This is a genomic window from Streptomyces sp. DSM 41931, assembly GCF_050271085.1.
Classification (GTDB): Bacteria; Actinomycetota; Actinomycetes; order Streptomycetales; family Streptomycetaceae; genus Streptomyces; species Streptomyces albogriseolus.
On record NZ_CP189902.1, the window covers coordinates 2,924,248 to 2,943,766 of the forward strand.

At 73.1% G+C, this 19,519-nt stretch carries 19 protein-coding genes; 7 read left to right on the forward strand and 12 right to left on the reverse strand.

Annotation, left to right across the window (positions count from 1 at the left end; all coding sequences use genetic code 11):
- Nucleotides 1-172 precede the first annotated feature (172 nt).
- A complete protein-coding gene (locus ACP7TJ_RS13400; RefSeq protein ID WP_266546838.1) occupies nucleotides 173-769 on the forward strand; it encodes a hypothetical protein in 597 nt (198 codons plus the stop codon).
- A 50-nt stretch (nucleotides 770-819) separates the two neighbouring features.
- Here ACP7TJ_RS13400 and ACP7TJ_RS13405 read toward each other — a convergent pair whose 3' ends face one another.
- Nucleotides 820-1,848 (reverse strand): P1 family peptidase, encoded by a 1,029-nt coding sequence (locus ACP7TJ_RS13405; protein WP_266397981.1) that lies wholly within the window; start codon nucleotides 1,846-1,848, stop codon nucleotides 820-822.
- A 43-nt stretch (nucleotides 1,849-1,891) separates the two neighbouring features.
- Between ACP7TJ_RS13405 and ACP7TJ_RS13410 the strand changes: the two genes are divergently transcribed.
- Nucleotides 1,892-2,065 carry a hypothetical protein gene (locus tag ACP7TJ_RS13410; protein ID WP_093765592.1) on the forward strand — a complete coding sequence of 58 codons (174 nt, stop codon included), beginning with the start codon at nucleotides 1,892-1,894 and terminating at the stop codon, nucleotides 2,063-2,065.
- Here ACP7TJ_RS13410 and mscL read toward each other — a convergent pair.
- Entirely contained in the window at nucleotides 2,056-2,544 is a 489-nt protein-coding gene (gene mscL, locus ACP7TJ_RS13415; protein ID WP_093765591.1) for a large conductance mechanosensitive channel protein MscL, read from the reverse strand. The genes ACP7TJ_RS13410 and mscL overlap by 10 nt on opposite strands.
- Before the next feature lie 333 nt (nucleotides 2,545-2,877).
- On the opposite strand from mscL, the gene ACP7TJ_RS13420 reads away from it, so the two are divergent.
- Nucleotides 2,878-3,624: a DUF6227 family protein gene (locus ACP7TJ_RS13420; RefSeq protein WP_093765590.1), complete on the forward strand. Its 747-nt coding sequence runs from the start codon at nucleotides 2,878-2,880 to the stop codon at nucleotides 3,622-3,624.
- 213 nt (nucleotides 3,625-3,837) lie between these two features.
- Here ACP7TJ_RS13420 and ACP7TJ_RS13425 read toward each other — a convergent pair whose 3' ends face one another.
- From ACP7TJ_RS13425 to ACP7TJ_RS13445, 5 genes are all read right to left on the reverse strand, one after another.
- Nucleotides 3,838-4,125, reverse strand: coding sequence for a hypothetical protein (locus ACP7TJ_RS13425; RefSeq protein WP_367453800.1), 288 nt, complete (start codon nucleotides 4,123-4,125; stop codon nucleotides 3,838-3,840).
- Between the two features lie 112 nt (nucleotides 4,126-4,237).
- Nucleotides 4,238-6,346: a PTS fructose transporter subunit IIABC gene (locus ACP7TJ_RS13430; RefSeq protein ID WP_427763271.1), complete on the reverse strand. Its 2,109-nt coding sequence runs from the start codon at nucleotides 6,344-6,346 to the stop codon at nucleotides 4,238-4,240.
- A gap of 109 nt (nucleotides 6,347-6,455) precedes the next feature.
- Nucleotides 6,456-7,403, reverse strand: a complete 948-nt coding sequence (gene pfkB, locus ACP7TJ_RS13435; RefSeq protein WP_093764736.1) for a 1-phosphofructokinase — start codon at nucleotides 7,401-7,403, stop codon at nucleotides 6,456-6,458.
- Entirely contained in the window at nucleotides 7,400-8,161 is a 762-nt protein-coding gene (locus ACP7TJ_RS13440) for a DeoR/GlpR family DNA-binding transcription regulator (protein WP_093764735.1), read from the reverse strand. The genes pfkB and ACP7TJ_RS13440 overlap by 4 nt, the downstream gene beginning before the upstream one ends.
- 231 nt (nucleotides 8,162-8,392) lie before the next feature.
- A complete protein-coding gene (locus tag ACP7TJ_RS13445; RefSeq protein WP_189910898.1) occupies nucleotides 8,393-9,922 on the reverse strand; it encodes an MFS transporter in 1,530 nt (509 codons plus the stop codon).
- A 62-nt stretch (nucleotides 9,923-9,984) separates the two neighbouring features.
- Here ACP7TJ_RS13445 and ACP7TJ_RS13450 point away from each other — a divergent pair, with 62 nt between their 5' ends.
- Nucleotides 9,985-10,968: a helix-turn-helix transcriptional regulator gene (locus ACP7TJ_RS13450; protein ID WP_167743376.1), complete on the forward strand. Its 984-nt coding sequence runs from the start codon at nucleotides 9,985-9,987 to the stop codon at nucleotides 10,966-10,968.
- Between the two features lie 70 nt (nucleotides 10,969-11,038).
- On the opposite strand, the gene ACP7TJ_RS13455 is transcribed toward ACP7TJ_RS13450, so the two are convergent.
- Both ACP7TJ_RS13455 and ACP7TJ_RS13460 read right to left on the reverse strand, forming a co-directional pair.
- Nucleotides 11,039-11,752, reverse strand: a complete 714-nt coding sequence (locus ACP7TJ_RS13455) for a TetR/AcrR family transcriptional regulator (protein ID WP_266397997.1) — start codon at nucleotides 11,750-11,752, stop codon at nucleotides 11,039-11,041.
- 454 nt (nucleotides 11,753-12,206) lie between these two features.
- Nucleotides 12,207-13,205: a sigma-70 family RNA polymerase sigma factor gene (locus ACP7TJ_RS13460; RefSeq protein ID WP_093764731.1), complete on the reverse strand. Its 999-nt coding sequence runs from the start codon at nucleotides 13,203-13,205 to the stop codon at nucleotides 12,207-12,209.
- Nucleotides 13,206-13,399: 194 nt separating this feature from the next.
- Between ACP7TJ_RS13460 and ACP7TJ_RS13465 the strand changes: the two genes are divergently transcribed.
- Nucleotides 13,400-13,918 (forward strand): GNAT family N-acetyltransferase, encoded by a 519-nt coding sequence (locus ACP7TJ_RS13465; RefSeq protein WP_093764730.1) that lies wholly within the window; start codon nucleotides 13,400-13,402, stop codon nucleotides 13,916-13,918.
- 48 nt (nucleotides 13,919-13,966) lie between these two features.
- Here the strand turns inward: ACP7TJ_RS13465 and ACP7TJ_RS13470 are convergent, their stop codons facing one another.
- Nucleotides 13,967-14,728: a dioxygenase family protein gene (locus ACP7TJ_RS13470; protein WP_093764737.1), complete on the reverse strand. Its 762-nt coding sequence runs from the start codon at nucleotides 14,726-14,728 to the stop codon at nucleotides 13,967-13,969.
- Nucleotides 14,729-14,892: 164 nt separating this feature from the next.
- Here ACP7TJ_RS13470 and ACP7TJ_RS13475 point away from each other — a divergent pair, with 164 nt between their 5' ends.
- Nucleotides 14,893-15,411 carry a MarR family winged helix-turn-helix transcriptional regulator gene (locus ACP7TJ_RS13475; RefSeq protein WP_167743378.1) on the forward strand — a complete coding sequence of 173 codons (519 nt, stop codon included), beginning with the start codon at nucleotides 14,893-14,895 and terminating at the stop codon, nucleotides 15,409-15,411.
- A gap of 88 nt (nucleotides 15,412-15,499) precedes the next feature.
- Here the strand turns inward: ACP7TJ_RS13475 and ACP7TJ_RS13480 are convergent, their stop codons facing one another.
- A complete protein-coding gene (locus tag ACP7TJ_RS13480; RefSeq protein WP_167743379.1) occupies nucleotides 15,500-17,056 on the reverse strand; it encodes an MFS transporter in 1,557 nt (518 codons plus the stop codon).
- Between the two features lie 147 nt (nucleotides 17,057-17,203).
- On the reverse strand, nucleotides 17,204-17,851 hold the full coding sequence (locus tag ACP7TJ_RS13485) for a TetR/AcrR family transcriptional regulator (RefSeq protein ID WP_167743380.1): 648 nt from the start codon (nucleotides 17,849-17,851) through the stop codon (nucleotides 17,204-17,206).
- Between the two features lie 350 nt (nucleotides 17,852-18,201).
- Here ACP7TJ_RS13485 and ACP7TJ_RS13490 point away from each other — a divergent pair, with 350 nt between their 5' ends.
- Complete coding sequence (locus ACP7TJ_RS13490) at nucleotides 18,202-19,494, forward strand: M6 family metalloprotease domain-containing protein (protein WP_367496146.1); 1,293 nt, start codon at nucleotides 18,202-18,204, stop codon at nucleotides 19,492-19,494.
- The last annotated feature ends 25 nt before the right edge of the window (nucleotides 19,495-19,519 follow it).

Genomic DNA, 19,519 nt, shown 5'->3' on the forward strand with positions numbered 1-19,519 from the left:
CGCACGTTCGGGTGGCGCGGTTTTCCACAACCGAGGATGCGTTCACAGCCCCCGGCGGGATCCCGTCGGGGGCTTCATCCTGGGGTGCGCAAGCCGTTCCCGCGTCCCAGGTGGTGGTCCCGTGTCCGTGTCGTCCCTGTCGTCCATGTCGTCCGTGTCATCTGCACCGTCCATGCCGTCCGCATCGTCCATGTCGTCCGCGTCGTCTCCGTACCGTCGTTCCGCGTTCCCGCGTCCGCACGGCGCCGATGTGCCGCCGCCGTGCGAGGTGCCGCACTTCGATCCGGTGCGGGTGCGCGGTGCGCTGCCGTTCGCGGGCCGGCTGGTGCGGCACCGCAGGCGCGCGGTGGCGGTCGGTCTCGCGGTGACCGCGGCGGCGCTCGTCGCGGCGGGCCCGAGGGACACCGACCGGTCGCGCGGGCATCCCGAGCCCGCCACGGCGGCCGGGACCCCCGCGGCGTCCGGCGGCGACGACCGTCCCGTACGGCAGCGGCGCGCGGGCGCGACGGTCACCGCGCCGGTGCGGATCGCCGACGCGGCCACGGTCCGGCTGCTGCGGCCCGGCGACCGGGTGGACGTGATCGCGGCCGAGGAGACGATGTCCGGCGGTGAGGCGAGAGTGGTCGCGCGCGGGGCGCGGGTCACCGAGGTTCCGGAGCCACCGGACGGTGACGGGGGCGCGCTGGTCGTCCTGTCGGTGCCGCGTGACACGGCGGCCGGGCTGGCGGGCGCGAGCGCCACGGCACGGCTGGCGGTGACGGTGTGGTGAGGCGCGCGACGCCGGCGGTGTCCCCGGTCGGCGGTCGCCCCCGCCTGCCCTCAGCTTCCCCCGTACAGCTCGCCGTACGACGGCCACGCACCGCCGGGACCGTCCACCGGGGCGGCGGCCCGCACGGCGCGGACGATCGCCCGGGTCACCAGGTCCGCGCCCGCCGCGAGCACCTCGTTCAGCGCGAGCGGGTCCTTCGCGTCCAGCGGGCGCGTGCCGGTGGCGAGGGCGAAGACGGTGTCGCCGTCGTTCAGCAGATGCACCGGGCGTACGGCGCGCGCGATGCCGTCGTGCGCGGTGCCGGCCACCTTCTGCGCCTGCGCGCGGGTCAGGCCGGCGTCGGTGGCGACCACGGCCAGCGTGGTGTTCATCGGCGGAGGGGCGTTGCGCTCGGCCGCCTCCGCCAGCCGGCGCCGTGCGGCCCGGTGCACCTCCGGGTCGGGCAGACGCGGGCGCCCGCCGAAGTACTCCCCGTAGAGCACCCCCGTCTCCAGGTCCACCGCCGACCCCACCGCGTTGGCCACCACCAGCGCGGCCACGGTGATCCCCGACGGCAGGACCGTGCTCGCCGAGCCGACCCCGCCCTTCAGCGTGCCCACCACGGCGCCCGTCCCGGCGCCCACGCAGCCCTGCGGCACCGGCGCCCCGGGATCGGTGGCCGCTGCCGCCTCGACCGCCTCGCGGCCCAGGGCGGCGTCCGGCCGGGCCCGGAAGTCGCCGCCGCGGCGCAGGTCGAAGACGCAGGCGGCCGGCACGACCGGCACCACGTGCGTCGGTTCCGGACCGACCCGCACCCCGCGGCCCCGCCCCTCCAGCCAGGCCATCACCCCGGACGCCGCGTCCAGGCCGAAGGCGCTGCCGCCGGTCAGGGTGACCGCGTCCACGCGCTGCACCACGTTGCGCGGGTCGAGCGCGTCGGTCTCCTTCGTGCCGGGCCCGCCGCCGCGTACGTCCACCGCGGCGACCGCGCCTCCCTCGGGGGCGAGCACCACCGTGGTCCCGGTGAGCCATCCGTCGCCGGTCCGCGTCGCGTGTCCCACGCGCATGCCGGCCACATCCGTCAGAGCGTCAGCCTTCATGCAGGCAGTCATGCCCCCGCGGCCCCGGCCGTACCCTGGACGCATGAGTACCGCCCCCGAGCCCTCGCGCGAGCCGAAGCCCGCGCTGGTCTTCGACGACCCGCTGGACCAGCCGGCCTCCGACGACACCGACCGCGGATGGGGCGAGCGCCCGTCCGGCGACAGTGCCGCCGACCTGAGGCGCTTCCTCGACGAGAAGCCGCCGCATCACCTCTGACCGGGCGGCGGGGTCGTGCCCTCGTTCTGCTCACGCTGGGCCAGCAGGGCGTCGCGGATGTCCTTCAGGACCTCCAGCTCGGTCACCTGGACGACCTCGTGGGCGCCTTCCTTCGCCTTGCGGCGGGCCTCCAGACGGGCCAGGTACTTGGCCATGGGCAGCACCATCAGGAAGTAGACGACGGCCGCCGTGATCACGAACTGCAGCGTCGCGCCCAGCACCGAACCCCACAGGATCCGCACCCCGGTCGCCGCGTCCCCGGTGCCCTCGCAGGGGCCCTTCAGGCAGGACGTGTAGCTGTCGAGGTTCTGGGTGCCGAACGCACCCACCAGCGGGTTGATGATCCCTTCGACGACCGAGTTGACGATGTTGGTGAAGGCGGCGCCGATGACGACCGCCACCGCCAGATCGACCACGTTCCCGCGCATCAGGAAGGCCTTGAAGCCCTGCCACAGGCTCGTCTTCTCCTGATCGCTCACTCCGGGGCCTCTTTTCTCGTGCGTAGGGTGCGGAAGAAAGCGCTCCGCAACTTACGTCACCACCGAGGCGGCGTGTCCCAGGGGGTCGAACGGCGGGACGGGGCCCCCGGCGTGCGCGGTCCGGCGCGCAACGGGTCGCATCCCCTCCCCCACGCACCCCTGAAGTACCGTTTGACCAGGAACAATTCATGCCGGGGCAGGGTTCCTCGGGAACTTCTCGTGTGTTCCGCTCGTCGTTCGGGCATACGTTTTCTCGGTTCCCGGACACGACGTCCGGCCGAGGGGCTACGGTATGCACCCACTAGGTGACATGCAGCAACGCCGGGAGAAACCTTGAGCGTTCCGTACGAGACGGCAGCGTGCGAACCACCTGACTCGTCCGACTCGCCGGAGGAGCATCTCGCGCGCCTCCTGGGCCGCGCCCTGAACTCCTTCGAGCTGCCGGACGAGACGATCCGCCGGCTGGACTGCGCGCTGGCGCACGACGGTTCCCTGCATTCGGCGCACCACAGCGCGGGTCTGCACCGGGAGACGTACCGGCACACGTGGCTGCTGGCGGACGGTTCGGCGCTGACGCTCTGGGAGTTGGTGCACAACACCGCTCCGGGCAGCGAGCCGCAGCACGAGGTGTACGTGGACGAGGAGGAGTTGCGCACGGCGACGGCGCGGCTGCCGTTGCCGCCGGAGGCCCCGGACTTCGAACTGCCGGTGACGGCGCCCGCGTTCCCGCTGCCCGCGGTGCGGCATGTGTACGTCCCGGACGACTCCCCTGATCACGCGCGGCGTTTACTGCGCCGGGCGGAGAACGCGGACCGGCCGGGCGCCGAGACGGCGGCGCTGCTGTCGACGGCGTGCGCGCACCGCATCACGCAGGCGTTCGGCCGCCCGTCGCGGGCGGGCCGTCCGGCGCTGTGCTTCTCGCTGTACGAGCACGCGTTCCTGCTGGGTGACGGCGGGGAGGTCTCGCTGTGGGAGGTCGAGCACACGGTGACGCCGGACGGGCGGCACATGTGCGAGGTGTACGCGAGTGAGGACGCCGCGCGGCGGGCGATGGAGCGCCGGGCCGCGCAGGGCCGCTGAACCCCTGAGCGGGGTGCGGAGCCGGTCTAGGGTCTCTCGTTTGGATCATCCCGGCGTCGCGGGGTCTGGCACGCACATCTGCGGCGTTGTCGTCGGTTGCCAACGCTCCGCGTTGACGCCCTCCTCCGCCTTGCAGCTGCACGCACCAGACCCCGCTCGGGTCGGCCGAAGAAGCACCGCGCCTCACCGCCGACCTGATCCAAACGAAAGACCCTAGTCCCCTTCGGAGAGGCGCCGTACGAGGACGGCGAACGCGTCGCGTTCGGCCTCGGTGAGGCGTACGGTCTCCACGCTCGGGCCTGTGGCCCGCTGACGCGGGACGGTCGGGGTGCCGTGGTGGGTGTGCGCCGGAGTGGGCTCCGCCCCGGCGTGGTGGTGCGCGCGCCTGCGGAGGCGTACGCGGCGCCGGAGGGCGTCGGCCAGACCGGCCGCGCAGGCCACAACCACCAGGGTGAGGACGGTGGCACCCGTCGTCCGCGATTGGGTCTCGTGCTCAGCCATGCCGCCCAGTACACACCACGGTCCGGGGAGTTGTACCCCGGACCGTGACGATCGTGATCTATATCGCACTAGGCATGAACTGCCCACACACCCCCAAACGGACGCATCGTCATCACGGCTGCGCGGCGACCGTTTCCTTGCTCGTTCCCGCTCCCCCGGCCGCCGGTGCCGGGGCGGTGTCCTCGCCCGTCGCCGGGCTGGCCGGATCCGTCGTGCCGCGCAGGCCCTTGAGCACGATCACGAGCGCGGTGGTGACGCCGACGCCGGCGGCGATGGCGACGAGGTAGAGCAGCGGGTTGCCGATGAGGGGCACGACGAAGATGCCGCCGTGGGGTGCGCGCAGGGTGGCGCCGGACGCCATGGACAGGGCGCCGGTGACCGCGCCGCCGGCCATCGAGGCGGGGATGACGCGGAGCGGGTCGGCGGCGGCGAAGGGGATGGCGCCCTCGGAGATGAAGGAGGCGCCGAGGACCCAGGCGGCCTTGCCGTTCTCGCGTTCGGCGCGGTTGAAGAGCCGGCCGCGCACGGTGGTGGCGAGGGCCATCGCGAGCGGCGGGACCATGCCGGCGGCCATCACCGCGGCCATGACCTTCATCGCGGAGTCGCCGGGGTCGGCGACGGCGATGCCGGCGGTGGCGAAGGTGTAGGCGGCCTTGTTGACGGGGCCGCCGAGGTCGAAGCACATCATCAGGCCGAGCAGGGCGCCCAGCAGGACGGCGTTGGCGCCGGTGAGGCCGGCCAGCCAGTCGGTCATGCCCTTCTGCGCCTCGGCGATGGGCTTGCCGATGACGACGAACATCAGGAAGCCGACGACCGCCGAGGAGATCAGCGGGATCACCACCACCGGCATGATGCCGCGCAGGGCCGCGGGGATGTTCACCTTCTGGATGGCGAGCACCACGCCGCCGGCGATCAGTCCGGCGGCGAGGCCGCCGAGGAAGCCGGCGTTGATCGTGAGGGAGATGGCGCCGCCGACGAAGCCGGGGACGAGTCCGGGCCGGTCGGCCATGCCGTAGGCGATGTATCCGGCGAGGACGGGGACGAGGAAGCCGAAGGCGACGCCGCCGATCTGGAAGAGCAGCGCGCCCCAGCTGTCGGCCTGGGTCCACACGAAGTGGTCCATGACCGACGGGGCCTCGTTGATCTCGTAGCCGCCGATCGCGAAGCCGAGGGCGATGAGCAGTCCGCCGGCGGCGACGAACGGGACCATGTAGCTGACGCCGGACATCAGCCATCGGCGCAGCCGGGTGCCGTAGCCCTCGCCGTCGGCGCCGGCGCGTTCCACGGGGGTGGAGGCGGGGGCGGCCTCGGTGGTCTCTCCGCGGGCGGCCTTGTCGCGGACCTCGGTGATCAGGGCGGCGGGGCGGTTGACGGCGGCCTTGACGCCGGTGTCGACGGTGGGCTTCCCGGCGAAGCGCTGCTTGTCCCGTACGGGGACGTCGTGGGCGAGGATGACGCCGTCCGCGGCGGCGATCAGGGCCGGGTCGAGCCGGGTGAAGCCGGCGGAGCCCTGGGTCTCGACGACGATCTCGACGCCCGCCTCGCGGCCGGCGTTCTCCAGGGACTCGGCGGCCATGTAGGTGTGGGCGATGCCGGTGGGGCAGGAGGTGACGGCGACGATCCGGAAGGGGCGGTCGCCGGCGGTGGGGCCCGTGGCGGCGCCGGCGGAGGCCGCCGCCGGCGCCGCCACGGAGTCGTCGGGGGCGGTGTCTTCGGAATCCGCCTCACCCTCGTCGGCGCCGGTGTCGACCGAAGCCGCCTCCGGGCCTCCGGGAGCCGTCTCCTCCCCTCTGATCAGCGCCGCCGCGTGCTCCGCGTCGGTGGCGGCGCGGAGGGCGTCGGTGAACCCGGTGTTCATCAGGCGCCGGGCGAGGGCGGACAGAAGGGTGAGGTGGGCGTCGTCGGCGCCGGCCGGGGCCGCGATGAGGAAGACCAGGTCGGCGGGTCCGTCGGGGGCGCCGAAGTCGATGCCGGCGGCGCTGCGGCCGAAGGCGAGGGTCGGCTCGGTGACGTGTGCGCTGCGGCAGTGCGGGATGCCGATGCCGCCGTCGAGGCCGGTCGGCATCTGCGCCTCACGGGCGGCGACGTCGGCCAGGAAGCCCTCCAGGTCGGTGACCCGGCCCTGGGCCGCCATGCGTTCCGCGAGGGCGCGGGCCGCCGCTTCCTTGGTGTCGGCGGACAGGTCGAGGTCGACCAGGTCCGCGGTGATGGTGTCGCTCATCGCGGGCTCCTTCGCACGCGTATCGCCCGGGTGGCCCGTACGGCGGGGCGGGCGGGGGTGGGGACGAGAGGGGGACGGGGGCGCTCGTACGGACGGGGGGCGGTGGGGGTCATCCGGCCGCTCCGTTCAGCGGCCGGTCGACGGGGATGCCGGCGGTGACGGTCACGGCGGCGGGGTCGAGGTCGTCGGGGGACGGCATGACGCTGCCGGGGAGGCGTACGGCCGCGGCGCCGTGGGCGACGGCGGAGGCGAGCGCCTCCGGTCCGCGTCCGCCGGCGACGAGGAACCCGGCGAGGGAGGCGTCGCCGGCGCCGACGTTGCTGCGGACGGCGTCGACGGGGGCGGTGCCGTACCAGGCGCCGTCGTCGTCGACGAGGAGCTGGCCGGCGGCGCCGAGGCTGGCGAGGACGGCACGGGCGCCCGTCTCGCGCAGGTCCTCGGCGGCCTTGAGGGCGTCGCCGACGGTGGCGAGCGGCCGGCCCACGGCCTCGGCGAGTTCCTCGGCGTTGGGTTTGACGACGTCGGGGTGTTCGCGGAGGGCGGCGAGCAGGGCGGGTCCCGAGGTGTCGAGGGCGATGCGGAGGCCGGCGGCGTGGACGCGGGCGACGAGTTCGGCGTACCAGGAGGGGCCGAGGCCGCGGGGGAGGCTGCCGCAGCAGACGATCCAGTCGGCGCCGGCGGAGTGGCGGCGGACGGTGTCGAGGAGGTTCTCCTGCTCGGCGGGGGTGAGGTCAGGGCCGGGTGCGTTGATCTTCGTGAGGACGCCGTCGGCCTCGGCGAGGGCGATGTTGGAGCGGGTGGCGCCGGCGACCGGGACGGGGGCGACCTCGATGCCCTGGGCGTCGAGGAGGTCGGCGACCAGGGCGCCGGGGGCGCCGCCGAGCGGCAGGACGGCGACGGTGCGGCGGCCTGCGGCGGCGACGGCGCGGGAGACGTTGACTCCCTTGCCGCCGGGGTCGACGCGTTCGCCGGTGGCGCGGACGACCTCGCCGCGGTCCAGGGACGGCACCTCGTAGGTGCGGTCCAGGGACGGGTTGGGGGTGACGGTGAGGATCATGCGCGTACCACTTCCGTGCCGCCGGCCTCGATGGCGGCGGCGTCCTGCGGGCCGAGCCCGGTGTCGGTGATGAGCAGGTCGACGTCGTCGAGGCCGCCGAAGCGGGCGAAGTGTTCCTTGCCGTGCTTGGAGGAGTCGGCGAGCAGCACGACGCGCCGGGCGGCGGCCATCGCGGCGCGTTTCACGGCGGCCTCGGCGAGGTCGGGGGTGGTGAGCCCGTGCTCGGCGGAGAACCCGTTGGCGGCGAGGAACAGCACGTCGGCGCGGATCTCGGCGTACGCCCGGAGCGCCCAGGCGTCCACGGCGGCGCGGGTGCGGTGCCGTACGCGTCCGCCGACGAGGTGGAGCTGGATGCCGGGGTGGTCGGCGAGGCGGGCCGCGATGGGCAGGCTGTGGGTGACGACGGTGAGGGTGAGGTCCGGGGTCAGGAAGCCGGCGAGGCGGGCGGCGGTCGAGCCGGCGTCGACGATCATGGTGCCGTCGGCGGGGACCTCGGCGAGGGCGGCGCGGGCGATGCGGTCCTTCTCGTCGGCGGCGGTGGTCTCGCGTTCGGCGAGGTCGGGTTCGAAGTCGAGGCGTCCGGCGGGGATGGCGCCGCCGTGGACCCGGCGCACGAGTCCGGCGCGGTCGAGGGCCTTGAGGTCCCGGCGGATGGTCTCGGCGGTCACCTGGAACTCCTCGGCGAGCGAGACCACGTCGACGCGTCCGCCGTCGCGTGCGAGGCGCAGGATCTCCTGCTGCCGTTCCGGTGCGTACATGACCGACTGCCTCCCGGTTCCGTCCGCGTCCGCACGCGTCGCATGGCCGCGTCCGTGTCCGTATCCGTATCCGTATCCGTGTCCGTGTCCGAACGTGTGATTTCGCTGGGAGGCTACGGCGGGATGTCCGGAAAGTAAACAGCCGGAGCCCGGAAACGGGCATGACCGGGCGTCCGATCATGTCTGCTTCCGGGGCTTCGGCAAGTAACGACCAGGGAGCGACGGGGCCCGTCAGGGCACCAGCTCCGGCTCCTTCTCCCCCGCCACCGGCGCCTCCTCGGCGTCCGCGGCACCCTCGACGTGCTGCGCCGGCCGCTTCGGCAGGGCGAACATCAGCAGGAAGATCGCGCCGAGCACCGCGGCCACCCAGCCCAGCGCGTGGGTGAAGCCGTCCACGAAGGCGGGGCCCACCTCGGCGGGCGCGAGTCGCTCGTCGATGACGCCGAAGAACACCACGGAGACCAGGCCGAGGCCGAGGGCGTGGCCCATCTGCTGCACGGTGTTGATGAGTCCCGACGCCGATCCGGCGTGCTCGCGCGGCACCTCGGACAGCACCGCGTCGGTCAGCGGGGCCACGATGAGGCCCATGCCGGCGCCCATGACGACCAGCGGGAGCGCCATCTGCCAGGAGGTGATGCCGAGTCCGTACCGTTCGGCCTCCGCCAGGTAGATCAGCACGCCGGCCGCCATGACCAGGGCGCCCGCCTGGAGCACCTTGCGGCCGAAGCGCGGGACGAGCTGCTGCACGGACATCCCGGCGGCCAGCGACACCGCGACGGAGAACGGCACGCCCGTCAGTCCGGCGCGCAGGGCGCTCCAGCCGAGCCCGATCTGCATGTAGAGCGTCCAGACCAGGAAGAACACGCCGAGGCCGACGCCGAACACCGTCTGGACGGCGATGCCCGCCGCGAAGCTCTTCACCCGGAACAGGGACAGCTCGATCAGCGGGGACCCGTCCCGGGCGCCCTTGGCCCGTTCGTAGGCCACCAGGGCCGCGAACACGACGAGCGCGCCGGCCATCGACACATAGCCCCACACCGGCCAGCCCAGCTCGCGGCCGCGGGTGAGCGGGTAGAGCAGCATGAGCAGGGCGAGGGTGACGAGGGCGACGCCGGGCAGGTCGAGTTTCAGGGCGCGGGGCGCCTTGGACTCGGTGATGAAGCGGCTGCCGAGGACGAGGGCGGCGACGCCGACGGGCAGGTTGATCAGGAAGATGGGCCGCCACTCCAAGCCGAAGAGGTTCCCTTCCGTCAGCAGCGCGCCGAGCAGCGGTCCGGAGACCGCGCCGAGGCCGACGATCGCGCCGAACAGGCCGAAGACCTTGCCGCGTTCGTGCGCCGGGAAGGTGGCGTGCACGATCGAGAGCACCTGCGGCACCATCAGCGCGGCCATGGCGCCCTGGAGGATGCGGGAGGCGACCAGCATCTCGGGGTTCACGGCGAGGCCGCACAGGGCCGAGGCGACGGTGAAGCCGCCTATGCCGACGAGGAAGACGCGCTTGCGCCCGTGGATGTCGCCGAGGCGTCCGCCGGTGACCAGCCCGGCGGCGAAGGCGAGCGCGTAGCCGGCGGTGATCCACTGGATCTGGCTGAAGGTGGCGCCCTCGTCGCGCTGGATCGACGGGACGGCGATGTTGACGATGGTGACGTCGACGAGGTCCATGAAGGCCGCGGTCATCACGATGGCCAGCGCGAACCAGCGCCGGCGGTCGCCCGTGGCGGGCTCCGGCGTCCGTGCGTGAGCGATGTCGGTGGAGTGCATGTCCGTGACGCTAGAACCCCAGTAGGTCAGATCCGGTCCTAGTGGTGAGGCATGCTCGGTGCATGACGACGGACACCCCGGCACGGCTGCTCCAGTTGCTCTCCCTCCTCCAGACGCCCCGCGAATGGCCCGGCGGCGAGCTGGCCGACCGGCTCGGTGTCTCCCGGCGCACGGTCCGCCGGGACATCGAGCGGCTGCGGGACCTCGGCTATCCCGTGCAGGCCACGATGGGATCGGACGGCGGCTACCGGCTGGTCGCGGGGAAGGCGATGCCGCCGCTGGTGCTGGACGACGAGGAGGCGGTCGCGATCGCGGTCGGCCTGCGGGCCGGCGCCGGACACGCCCTGGAGGGCGTGGACGAGGCGTCGGTGCGGGCGCTGGCGAAGCTGGAGCAGGTGCTGCCCGGCAGGCTGCGTCACCGGGTCAGCGTGCTCCAGGCCGCGACGACGCCGCTGACCAGCGGGGACGGTGCGACCATCGCCCCGGAGACGCTCACGGCGATGGCGTCCACGGTGGCCGGGCACGAGCGGTTGCGGTTCTCCTACCGCGCCGCCGACGGCACCGAGTCCCGGCGCCTGACGGAACCGCACCGGCTGGTGTCCACCGGCCGCCGCTGGTACCTGGTCGCCTACGACCTCGACCGCGCGGACTGGCGCACCTTCCGCGTCGACCGGGTCAGCGACCCCTTCGCCACCGGCGCCCGCTTCGCGCCGCGCGAACTGCCGACGGGCAGCGCCGCGGAGTTCCTGCGCCGGTCCATGAACCGCGCGCACGAGTCGTACGAGGTCGTCGTCACGTTCGCCGCGCCCGCCGCGACGGTCGCGGCGCGGCTCCCGCACTGGATGGGCGCGCCCGAGCCGCTGGACGAGGGCACCTGCCGGCTGCGTGCGACGGTGAGCGGTCCGAAGGACTGGACGGCGGTGCGCCTGGCCATGATGGGCCACGCCTTCACCGTCCAGGAGCCGCCGGAACTGGCTGAGGCGGCACGGGCGTTGGGCGCCCGGCTGACCGACGCGGCGGGCGCCGCCGGGGAAGCGTCCCCTTGAGGCGTGTCCCTTGGGGCGTGTTCCTTGAGGCGCGTCCCTTGAGACGCGTCCCTCACCTGAGGTGCGTCCCTCACCCCTCCCGCGTCGGCACCACCGTGTCCCACGGGAAGTCCCGCAGTGCGGCCAGGTTGGCGGCCGCCAGTTCGGCGGGGCCGTCCGGGCCCTCCGCGGGGCCGTCGCCCGCCGCCCAGCTCTCCATGGCGGTGCGGACGGCGGCGCCGGCGACGGCCGCCGCGAAGCACAGGCGGCTGCGGGCGGCGACGTCGCCGTCCGGCCGCGGGGGCAGGCCGCCCGTCAGACGGTGGGCCAGCGCCTCCGCCAGCTCCCGTTCCGAGGCGCGGCAGGCCTCCGCCCACACCCTGCCGAGCGCGGGGTTGTCCGCCGCGAGCCGGATGAGGGTGCGGACCCAGTTCCAGGACTCCTCGGCGACCCCGAGGCCGGGGGTGAGGGTGTGCCGGGCGGCCTCCTCCAGCACGCGCGGCAGGGGTGTGACGGCGGGGGCGGTGCGGACCCTGTCCACCCAGCGCCGGGCGCCGAGCGCGTAGAGGGGGCCGATGGCCTCCTCCTTGGTGGGGAAGTACCGGTAGAAGGTGCGCGGGGCGACGCCTGCCGCGTGGGCGATGTCCTCGGCGCGGGTGGCGCGCAGGCCGTTACGGATGAAGAGCCCGGCGGCGGTGCGGGCGATGTGGAGGCGGGTCTGCGCCTTGCGCCGTTCGGTCAACGAGCCGTCGGCAGCCGGGTCTTCGGGAAACGGCGGGGGCGGCGTCGGGGTGGTGCTGCTCACCTTCGGCAGGCTATGCCCATGTGGCACAATCTGCCATCTGGCGGGCCACCCCGGGGTTCAGGTCCGGGGTGACCCGCTGTCAGCGCGGCCCCGCGTCCTCGGGTCGGGAGACCGTACCGGGCACGGAAAGAGCCGGGCCCGGCGCCCGGGGGGACAGGCGCCGGACCCGGCCTGGGAAGTCCCGGCGCCGGGGGGGTGGTGCGTCGGGACGTGGCGCGTGGGCCGGCCCGGGGGCACAGGGCCCCGAGGCCTTCCGACTACTGGGTTCTCACGTCTTGTTCCCTGGCCCCAGCGGGTTGAAGCGGCGGGGAACGGCCATGTTTGCGCGGTCTTCCGCCACCCGGCGCACGCGGCCCGCGCCCCTCATCCGACGGCGCGGGCCCCGGCCGTCACGCGGGACGGCCGGTGCGCGCCCATGGGGGCGGTCCGCCGCGCCGGCGGACGGAAGCTCCCGTCACGCCGCCGCGTCGAACCCGGTGGAGCGGGCCAGCTTCTTCAGCTCCAGCAACGCGTGCTTCTCGATCTGGCGGATGCGCTCGCGCGTCAGGCCGTGCTCCTTGCCGACCTCGGTGAGCGTGCGCTCCCGGCCGTCCTCGATGCCGTAGCGCATCTTGATGATGGAGGCCGTGCGCTGGTCGAGGCGGCCGATCAGGTCGTCCAGCTCCTCGCTGCGCAGCAGCGTCATCACGGACTGCTCCGGCGACACCGCGGAGGTGTCCTCCAGGAGGTCACCGAACTGGGTCTCGCCCTCGTCGTCCACCGACATGTTCAGCGAGACCGGGTCACGCGCCCAGTCGAGCACGTCGGTGACGCGCTCCGGCGTGGAGCCGAGCTCGGCGGCGATCTCCGCGGGCTCGGCGTCACGGCCGTGCTCACGGTTGAACTCGCGCTGCACACGGCGTATCCGGCCCAGCTCCTCCACCAGGTGGACGGGCAGACGGATGGTGCGCGACTGGTCGGCTATGGACCGGGTGATGGCCTGCCGGATCCACCAGGTGGCGTACGTCGAGAACTTGAAGCCCTTGCGGTAGTCGAACTTCTCGACCGCGCGGACCAGGCCGGCGTTGCCCTCCTGGATCAGGTCGAGCAGCGGCAGGCCGCTGCGCGGGTACCGCCGGGCGACGGCGACGACCAGACGGAGGTTGGAACGGATGAAGACGTCCTTCGCCCGCTCGCTCTCGTCGACCAGCGCCTGGAGCTCCTCGGGGGTGGCTCCGGCCTTGTTCTCCTCGAGGCCGTCGAGGATCTGTCGTGCGAACACACCCGCTTCGATGATCTGGGACAGCTCGACCTCCTTGGCGGCGTCGAGCAGCGGCGTGCGCGCGATTTCGTCGAGGTACATGCCGACCAGGTCGCGATCGGCGATCTCGCCGCCATGGGCGCGAACACTGCTTGCCGCGTCGGCCGTCTCGCCGGAGGCGGACTGACGACGGGCGACGGCACGGGTTGCCATGCGTGCTCCCTTGCGATGGTGAGGTCAGCGGGTGGTCCTGTGGACACTCGGCACGGTGTTCAGGGTCCCTTCCGGACTCTGCTCGGGTGCCCGCATCCGTAGGAAACAACGACTGGAATCAGGACAGAATTCCCAACCCGTCCCCCGATTTTTCTGATCATGCAGTACCCTGTCCGGCCACGCAGGGAGGCGCGATGCCGTCGGAGCATGCAGAGGTGCAGGTCAGGCCGGGAGGCGAGGGCGACCTCGTGGCCCTCACCGACCTCTACAACCACTACGTACGTGAGACGGCCGTCACGTTCGACACCGAGCCGTTCACTCCGACGGAGCGACGCCCCTGGCTGCTCTCCCACCCGGTAGACGGCCCCCACCGCCTGATGGTTGCCACGGCCGCCGGGACGGGCCGCGTCCTGGGGTACGCCACGTCCAGCCCGTTCCGCCCCAAGCCCGCGTACGCGACGTCCGTGGAGACGACGGTGTACGTCGCCCCGGACGCCGGCCGGCGCGGCATCGGCACCCTGCTCTACCAGGCCCTTTTCGACGCCCTGGCGGACGAGGGCCTGCACCGCGCCTACGCGGGCGTCGCCCAGCCGAACGCCGCCTCGACGCGGCTGCACGAGCGGTTCGGCTTCCGACACGTCGGCACGTACCGCGAGGTGGGTCACAAGTTCGGCCGCTGGTGGGACGTGGCCTGGCACGAGAAGGAGCTGTGACGCGGGGGGGCGCAGCCTCCGGTCACAGCTCCGGACCCGCGGCGGCCCTCAGCCGAACTGCACCGACCGCTTGGCCAGCCCCATCCAGAACCCGTCGATCACGGACTTCTGTTCCCCGAGCTCGCCGGCCGCGTCGGCGGCGCCCATGGTGACGAAGAGCGGGGCGAAGTGCTCGGTGCGCGGGTGGGCGAGCCGGCCGGCCGGGGACTTGCGGGTGAAGTCGAGCAGCGCGTCCACGTCCCGCGCCTGAAGCGCCTCCCTGCCCCACGCGTCGAACTCGGCCGACCAGGCGGGGATGCCGCCCTGGCGCAGCGCGGCGAGGTTGTGGGTGAAGAAGCCGGAACCGAGGATCAGCACGCCCTCGTCGCGCAGCGGCGCGAGGCGGCGGCCGATCTCCATCAGCTTCACGGGGTCGAGGGTCGGCATGGACACCTGGAGGACGGGGACGTCGGCGTCCGGGTACATCTCGACGAGCGGGACGTAGGCGCCGTGGTCCAGGCCCCGGTCGGGGACGTCCTGGACGGGGGTGCCGGGGGCGCGCAGCAGCTTGCGCACGGACTCGGCGAGCTCGGGGGCGCCGGGGGCGGGGTAGGTCACCCGGTAGTAGTGCTCGGGGAAGCCCCAGAAGTCGTAGACCAGCGGGACGGTCTCCGTGGCACCGAGGGCGAGCGGGGCCTCCTCCCAGTGGGCGGAGACGACGAGGATCGCCTTGGGGCGGGGCAGGTCCGCGGACCAGGCGGCCAGCTCGCCGGGCCAGACAGGGTCGTCGGCCAGGGGCGGGGCGCCGTGGCTGAGGTAGAGCGCCGGCATGCGCTCCTGAGTGGCGGCGGTCATGACGGCGACTCCTTCCTGCGGCTCTCGCGACGCGCCCTGGGCGTCTCACGCGGGCACCGTACTTGAACTCTCAACTTTCACTCACGACTGTACGCCTCATTTGTTTAACCTTCAAGGAGAGCGCCCGTACAGTGGAGTGCATGAACACGGCACCCGCATCATCGGCAGCCGCCGGGGAGCCCCGCTGGCTCACCGACGAGGAACAGCGCGTCTGGCGTGCGTACGTCGACGCCACCACGCTCCTGGAGGACCACCTCGACCGTCAGCTCCAGCGGGACGCGGGCATGCCGCACGTCTACTACGGTCTGCTGGTCAAGCTGGCCGAGGCGCCGCGCCGGCGGCTGCGGATGACGGAGCTGGCGAAGGACGCCAAGATCACCCGCTCGCGCCTGTCGCACGCGGTCGCGCGCCTGGAGAAGAACGGCTGGGTGCGCCGGGAGGACTGCCCCTCCGACAAGCGCGGCCAGTTCGCCGTGCTCACCGACGAGGGCGTGGACGTGCTGCGCCGCCACGCGCCGGGTCACGTCGACGCCGTACGGCAGGCGGTGTTCGACCGGCTCACCCCGGAACAGCAGAAGTCCCTCGGCGAGATCATGGGGATCGTCGCCGAGGGACTTCAGCCGAGCGAAGCGGGTGCGGACCTGCCCTGGCTCCGCTGACGCCGCGAAGCCGGGGCAGGTCCGGGGAGCCGTACGGAAGGGGCGTCCCCTTCCCCTCCCGCACGGGTGGCCGGGGAGGCGGGCCAGGTCAGTGCATGGCCACCGGCACGGCGGCCTCGTTCTCCATGGCCGCGTCGGAGGACCCGGCAACCGCCGTGGTGCCCGGACGGCCCGCGTTGATCAGGGTCAAGGCGATGACCGCGGCCGCCACCAGGATCCCGACCGCGAACCAGATGGCGCTGGTGTAGCCCTGCACCTGTCCCTGGAGCTGGACCAGCTGCTGCTGGGCCCGGCCCGAGGCGCCGCCGATGTGGTCGGCGACGTAGGCGGTGGTGGCGGAGGCGGCGATCGTGTTCAGCAGGGCCGTGCCGATCGCGCCGCCCACCTGCTGCGAGGTGTTGACCATCGCGGAGGCGACACCGGAGTCACGCGGCTCGACGCCCAGGGTGGCCAGCGACATGGCCGGCATGAACGCCGTACCCATACCGAGGCCGAGCAGCAGCATGCCCGGCAGCAGCACGGCCGCGTACGAGGTGCCGATCTCCAGCTGGGTCAGCAGCAGCATGCCGAGCGCCGCGACCAGGAAGCCGGGGCCCATCAGCAGACGGGGCGCGACCCGGGTCATCAGCCGGGTGCCGATCTGGGTGGAGCCCGTGATCATGCCCGCGATCATCGGCAGGAAGGCGAAGCCGGTCTTCACCGGCGAGTACCCCTTCACGACCTGGAGGTAGTACGTGAGGAAGAGGAACAGGCCGAACATCGCGATGATCGCCAGACCCAGCGACAGATAGACCCCGCCGCGGTTGCGCTCGGTGATCACGCGCAGCGGCAGCAGCGGCGCCTTGACCCGCGCCTCGACGGCCACGAACGCGGCGAGCAGCACGGCCGAGGCGACGAACATGGCGATCGTGACGGAGTCGCTCCAGCCCTCGGACTCGGCGCGGGTGAAGCCGTAGACCAGCGCGACCAGGCCCAGGGTGGACAGGACCACGCCGGGGACGTCCAGCGGGGAGCGGTTGCGGCCGCCCGCGGGCTCACGGACGACGAAGTACGCGCCGGCCGCGGCGACGACGGCGAACGGGATGTTCACGAAGAACGTCCAGCGCCAGTCCAGGTACTCGGTGAGGAAACCGCCGAGGATCAGGCCGACGGCGCCGCCGCCACCGGCGATCGCGCCGTAGATGCCGAACGCCTTGGCGCGCTCCTTGCCGTCGGTGAACATCACCGCGAGCAGCGACAGCGCGGCGGGCGCGAGCAGCGCGCCGAACGCGCCCTGGAGTGCGCGGGCGCCGAACATCATGGCCTCGTTGGTGGCCGCGCCGCCCAGCGCGGACGCCAGCGCGAAGCCGCCAAGACCGACCACGAAGGCCCGCTTGCGCCCCCACAGGTCGGCTATCCGGCCGCCGAACAGCAGCAGACCGCCGAAGGCCAGGGCGTAGGCGGTGACCACCCACTGGCGGTTGCCGTCCGAGATGCCGAGGTCCTGCTGGGCCGAGGGCAGGGCGATGTTCACGATGGTGGCGTCCAGGACGACCATCAGCTGGGCGATCGCGATGAAGACGAGCGCTTTCCAGCGGTTGGCGTCCGGACCGCCGGCATCGGCGCGGCCCGGGGCCTTTCCGGCCGGAGAGACTGTTTCAGACATGGGGGTACCCACTTCGGGACTTGTAAGGGAATGAACGTGTGAGTAACGAAAAATCGGGCGTGTTCGGGTAACGGCGCGTCCCCGTCGACGGCCGTCCACACCGTTGCCCGTGATCAGGACGGGCGGCCTGAGGGAGTCAGGAGTGGCTCAGCGGCGCAGATCCTCCACGGTCACGGCCGAACCCGGCAGAACGGACCGGGCAGGCGCCCGCATCCCGTCCAGGAACAGCTGGAGATGGCGGTGGACGAAGCGGTCGGCGCTCATGCAGCCGGTGCCGGCCGGGGGCCGGCTCAGCTGCGCGACGCCCACCAGCAGGTCGCCGTACTCCACGTCGTCCCGCAGCTGGCCGGCCGCCCGGGCACGGTCCATCAGCTGGACGACGAGGCTCTCGACGCGCCGCCGCGCATCCTCCAGGTCGGGATGGCTCTGGTCGAAGGTGCTGGAGATCATCGGGCAGAGCGCGCTGATCCGCTCGTCGGCGGCCGCGTGCGCGAAGCGCTCCAGCGCCTCGAAGGCGTCCCCGGTCTCGTTCAGCGCCTGCTCGGCCGCCCGCACCGTACGGTCCATGACGGAGCAGACGACCTCGCGCACGAGCGCGTCGCGGTCGGGGAAGTTGCGGTACACCGTGGCATTGCCGACGCCGGCCCGGCGGGCGACCTCGTCGAGGGGCACCTCGCACCCGAACTCGACGAACATCTCGCGGGCGGCGGCGACGATCCGCTCCCGGTTGCGCAGGGCGTCGGCGCGGGGCCGGGGCGCCTTGCGCGTCACGGGGGTCTCGGTCGTCGCGGTCACGGTGCACTCCTCCGGGTGTTGCTCTGACGTCTGTGCTGCGTCTGCGGCGATCCGGGGATTCCGTCCCCGGATCGTGCGGACACAGGCGTAAACGGGGAAACGATCCCCGGTTATTTCCCGGACGGGAAGTTTTCCATGTGACCCAGGTCACATCTAAATGGAAGGCCGGTCAACGCGCCGGCCCGGCGGACGATCGCCAAGGTCGACGGCCCCGACGACAGCGCCCCCGCCGCCGGGCGGCACCGGACTCGATCGGACCACCCGGCGAGCGCACCCCCGACCCGTGACGCAGGGTGATCACGAGGGTGCAGTCGGAGACGGCGGCTGCCGTGCGGAGCGGAGGTCCCCCCATGCAGCCGCAGCCGAGCCGAGGCCGGATATCCCCGCGCCGCCTGGCCGCCCTGGGCTCCGTCGCCGCCCTCACCCTCGCGGTCTGCAGCTCGGCAGGCAACGGCCACCTCTCCCCGACGACCACCGCCCCCGGCGCCGGCCCGAGCGCCCTCTCCCGCAGCTCCGCCCACGGACCCTGCATGATCGGCAGCGACCGCGACGTCCAGATGTCCGAGGGCATCCCCACGGACCCCGGCTACACCCGCTCCACCGGCACGGTCCGCGCCCTCACCCTGATGATCGACTTCTCGGACGCACCCGGCGAGGGCGACGCCCTGGACCGCTACCGCGAGTTCTTCCCGCAGACCCGCGAGTGGTTCACCACCAGCTCCTACGGCCGCCTCGACTACCGCCCCGAACTGCCCGTCCCCGAGTGGCTGCGCATGCCCAAGTCCTTCCGCCAGTACGGCATAGAGCGCGGCGCCCCCTTCGACCCCGGCTACCGGGAGCTGATCCGCGACATCGTCTCCGAGGCCGACACGGAGGTGGACTTCCAGGCGTACGACCTGGTCAACGTCCTCGTCACCCCCAACGCGGGCCCCGCCGCCCTGGACACCGTCCTGTCCGTCACCTTCGCCGGCAACGAGGAGGCCCCCACCGCGGACGGCGCTCCCCTCTCCAACGCGTCCTTCGTCTACTCCCGCCAGGACGACGGCTCCGGCTCCTACGACCGCACCGGCTACCGCGTCCTGCCCCACGAGAACGGCCACGTCTTCGGCCTGCCCGACCTCTACACCGCCGACGGCGGCGGCGCCGTCGGCCACTGGGACATCATGAGCGAGGACTGGGGCGCCAACAACGACTTCCTCGCCTGGCACAAGTGGAAGCTGGGCTGGCTGGACACGTCCCAGGTGAGCTGCGTGGCCCAGCGCGGCTCACGGGAGTACGTCCTGACGCCGCTGGCCCGCGCGGGCGGCCCCAAGCTGCTCTTCGTCCCGCTCGACGCGCACTCCGGGTACGCGGTCGAGCTGCGCACGCGCGACGGGAACGACGAGGCGGTGTGCCGGCCGGGCGTCCTGGTCTACCGGGTCGACGCGGACGTGGACACGGGCATGGGTCCGATCACCGTGCACGACGCGACCCGGGACAGCGGCGGCTGCACCCGGGCCCCCAATGTGCACGCGGAACTGTCGGACGCGACGTTCAGGCCGGGGCAGAGCTTCGTGGACCGTGCGGAGGGGGTACGGGTGGCGGTGCTGGCGGAGGACGAGGACGAGTACCGGGTGAGGGTCACACGCACGTCGGCGCGGTGAACGCTCGCCGGGGTGCGGCCCCCTC

Bases quoted from the DNA above. Each gene is read 5' to 3' on its own strand.
- ACP7TJ_RS13400 (WP_266546838.1), top strand. From the start codon at position 173: ATGCCGTCCGCATCGTCCATGTCGTCCGCGTCGTCTCCGTACCGTCGT.
- ACP7TJ_RS13405 (WP_266397981.1), bottom strand. From the start codon at position 1,848: ATGAAGGCTGACGCTCTGACGGATGTGGCCGGCATGCGCGTGGGACAC.
- ACP7TJ_RS13410 (WP_093765592.1), top strand. From the start codon at position 1,892: ATGAGTACCGCCCCCGAGCCCTCGCGCGAGCCGAAGCCCGCGCTGGTC.
- ACP7TJ_RS13425 (WP_367453800.1), bottom strand. From the start codon at position 4,125: ATGGCTGAGCACGAGACCCAATCGCGGACGACGGGTGCCACCGTCCTC.
- ACP7TJ_RS13430 (WP_427763271.1), bottom strand. From the start codon at position 6,346: ATGAGCGACACCATCACCGCGGACCTGGTCGACCTCGACCTGTCCGCC.
- pfkB (WP_093764736.1), bottom strand. From the start codon at position 7,403: ATGATCCTCACCGTCACCCCCAACCCGTCCCTGGACCGCACCTACGAG.
- ACP7TJ_RS13440 (WP_093764735.1), bottom strand. From the start codon at position 8,161: ATGTACGCACCGGAACGGCAGCAGGAGATCCTGCGCCTCGCACGCGAC.
- ACP7TJ_RS13445 (WP_189910898.1), bottom strand. From the start codon at position 9,922: ATGCACTCCACCGACATCGCTCACGCACGGACGCCGGAGCCCGCCACG.
- ACP7TJ_RS13450 (WP_167743376.1), top strand. From the start codon at position 9,985: ATGACGACGGACACCCCGGCACGGCTGCTCCAGTTGCTCTCCCTCCTC.
- ACP7TJ_RS13460 (WP_093764731.1), bottom strand. From the start codon at position 13,205: ATGGCAACCCGTGCCGTCGCCCGTCGTCAGTCCGCCTCCGGCGAGACG.
- ACP7TJ_RS13465 (WP_093764730.1), top strand. From the start codon at position 13,400: ATGCCGTCGGAGCATGCAGAGGTGCAGGTCAGGCCGGGAGGCGAGGGC.
- ACP7TJ_RS13470 (WP_093764737.1), bottom strand. From the start codon at position 14,728: ATGCCGGCGCTCTACCTCAGCCACGGCGCCCCGCCCCTGGCCGACGAC.
- ACP7TJ_RS13475 (WP_167743378.1), top strand. From the start codon at position 14,893: ATGAACACGGCACCCGCATCATCGGCAGCCGCCGGGGAGCCCCGCTGG.
- ACP7TJ_RS13480 (WP_167743379.1), bottom strand. From the start codon at position 17,056: ATGTCTGAAACAGTCTCTCCGGCCGGAAAGGCCCCGGGCCGCGCCGAT.
- ACP7TJ_RS13490 (WP_367496146.1), top strand. From the start codon at position 18,202: ATGCAGCCGCAGCCGAGCCGAGGCCGGATATCCCCGCGCCGCCTGGCC.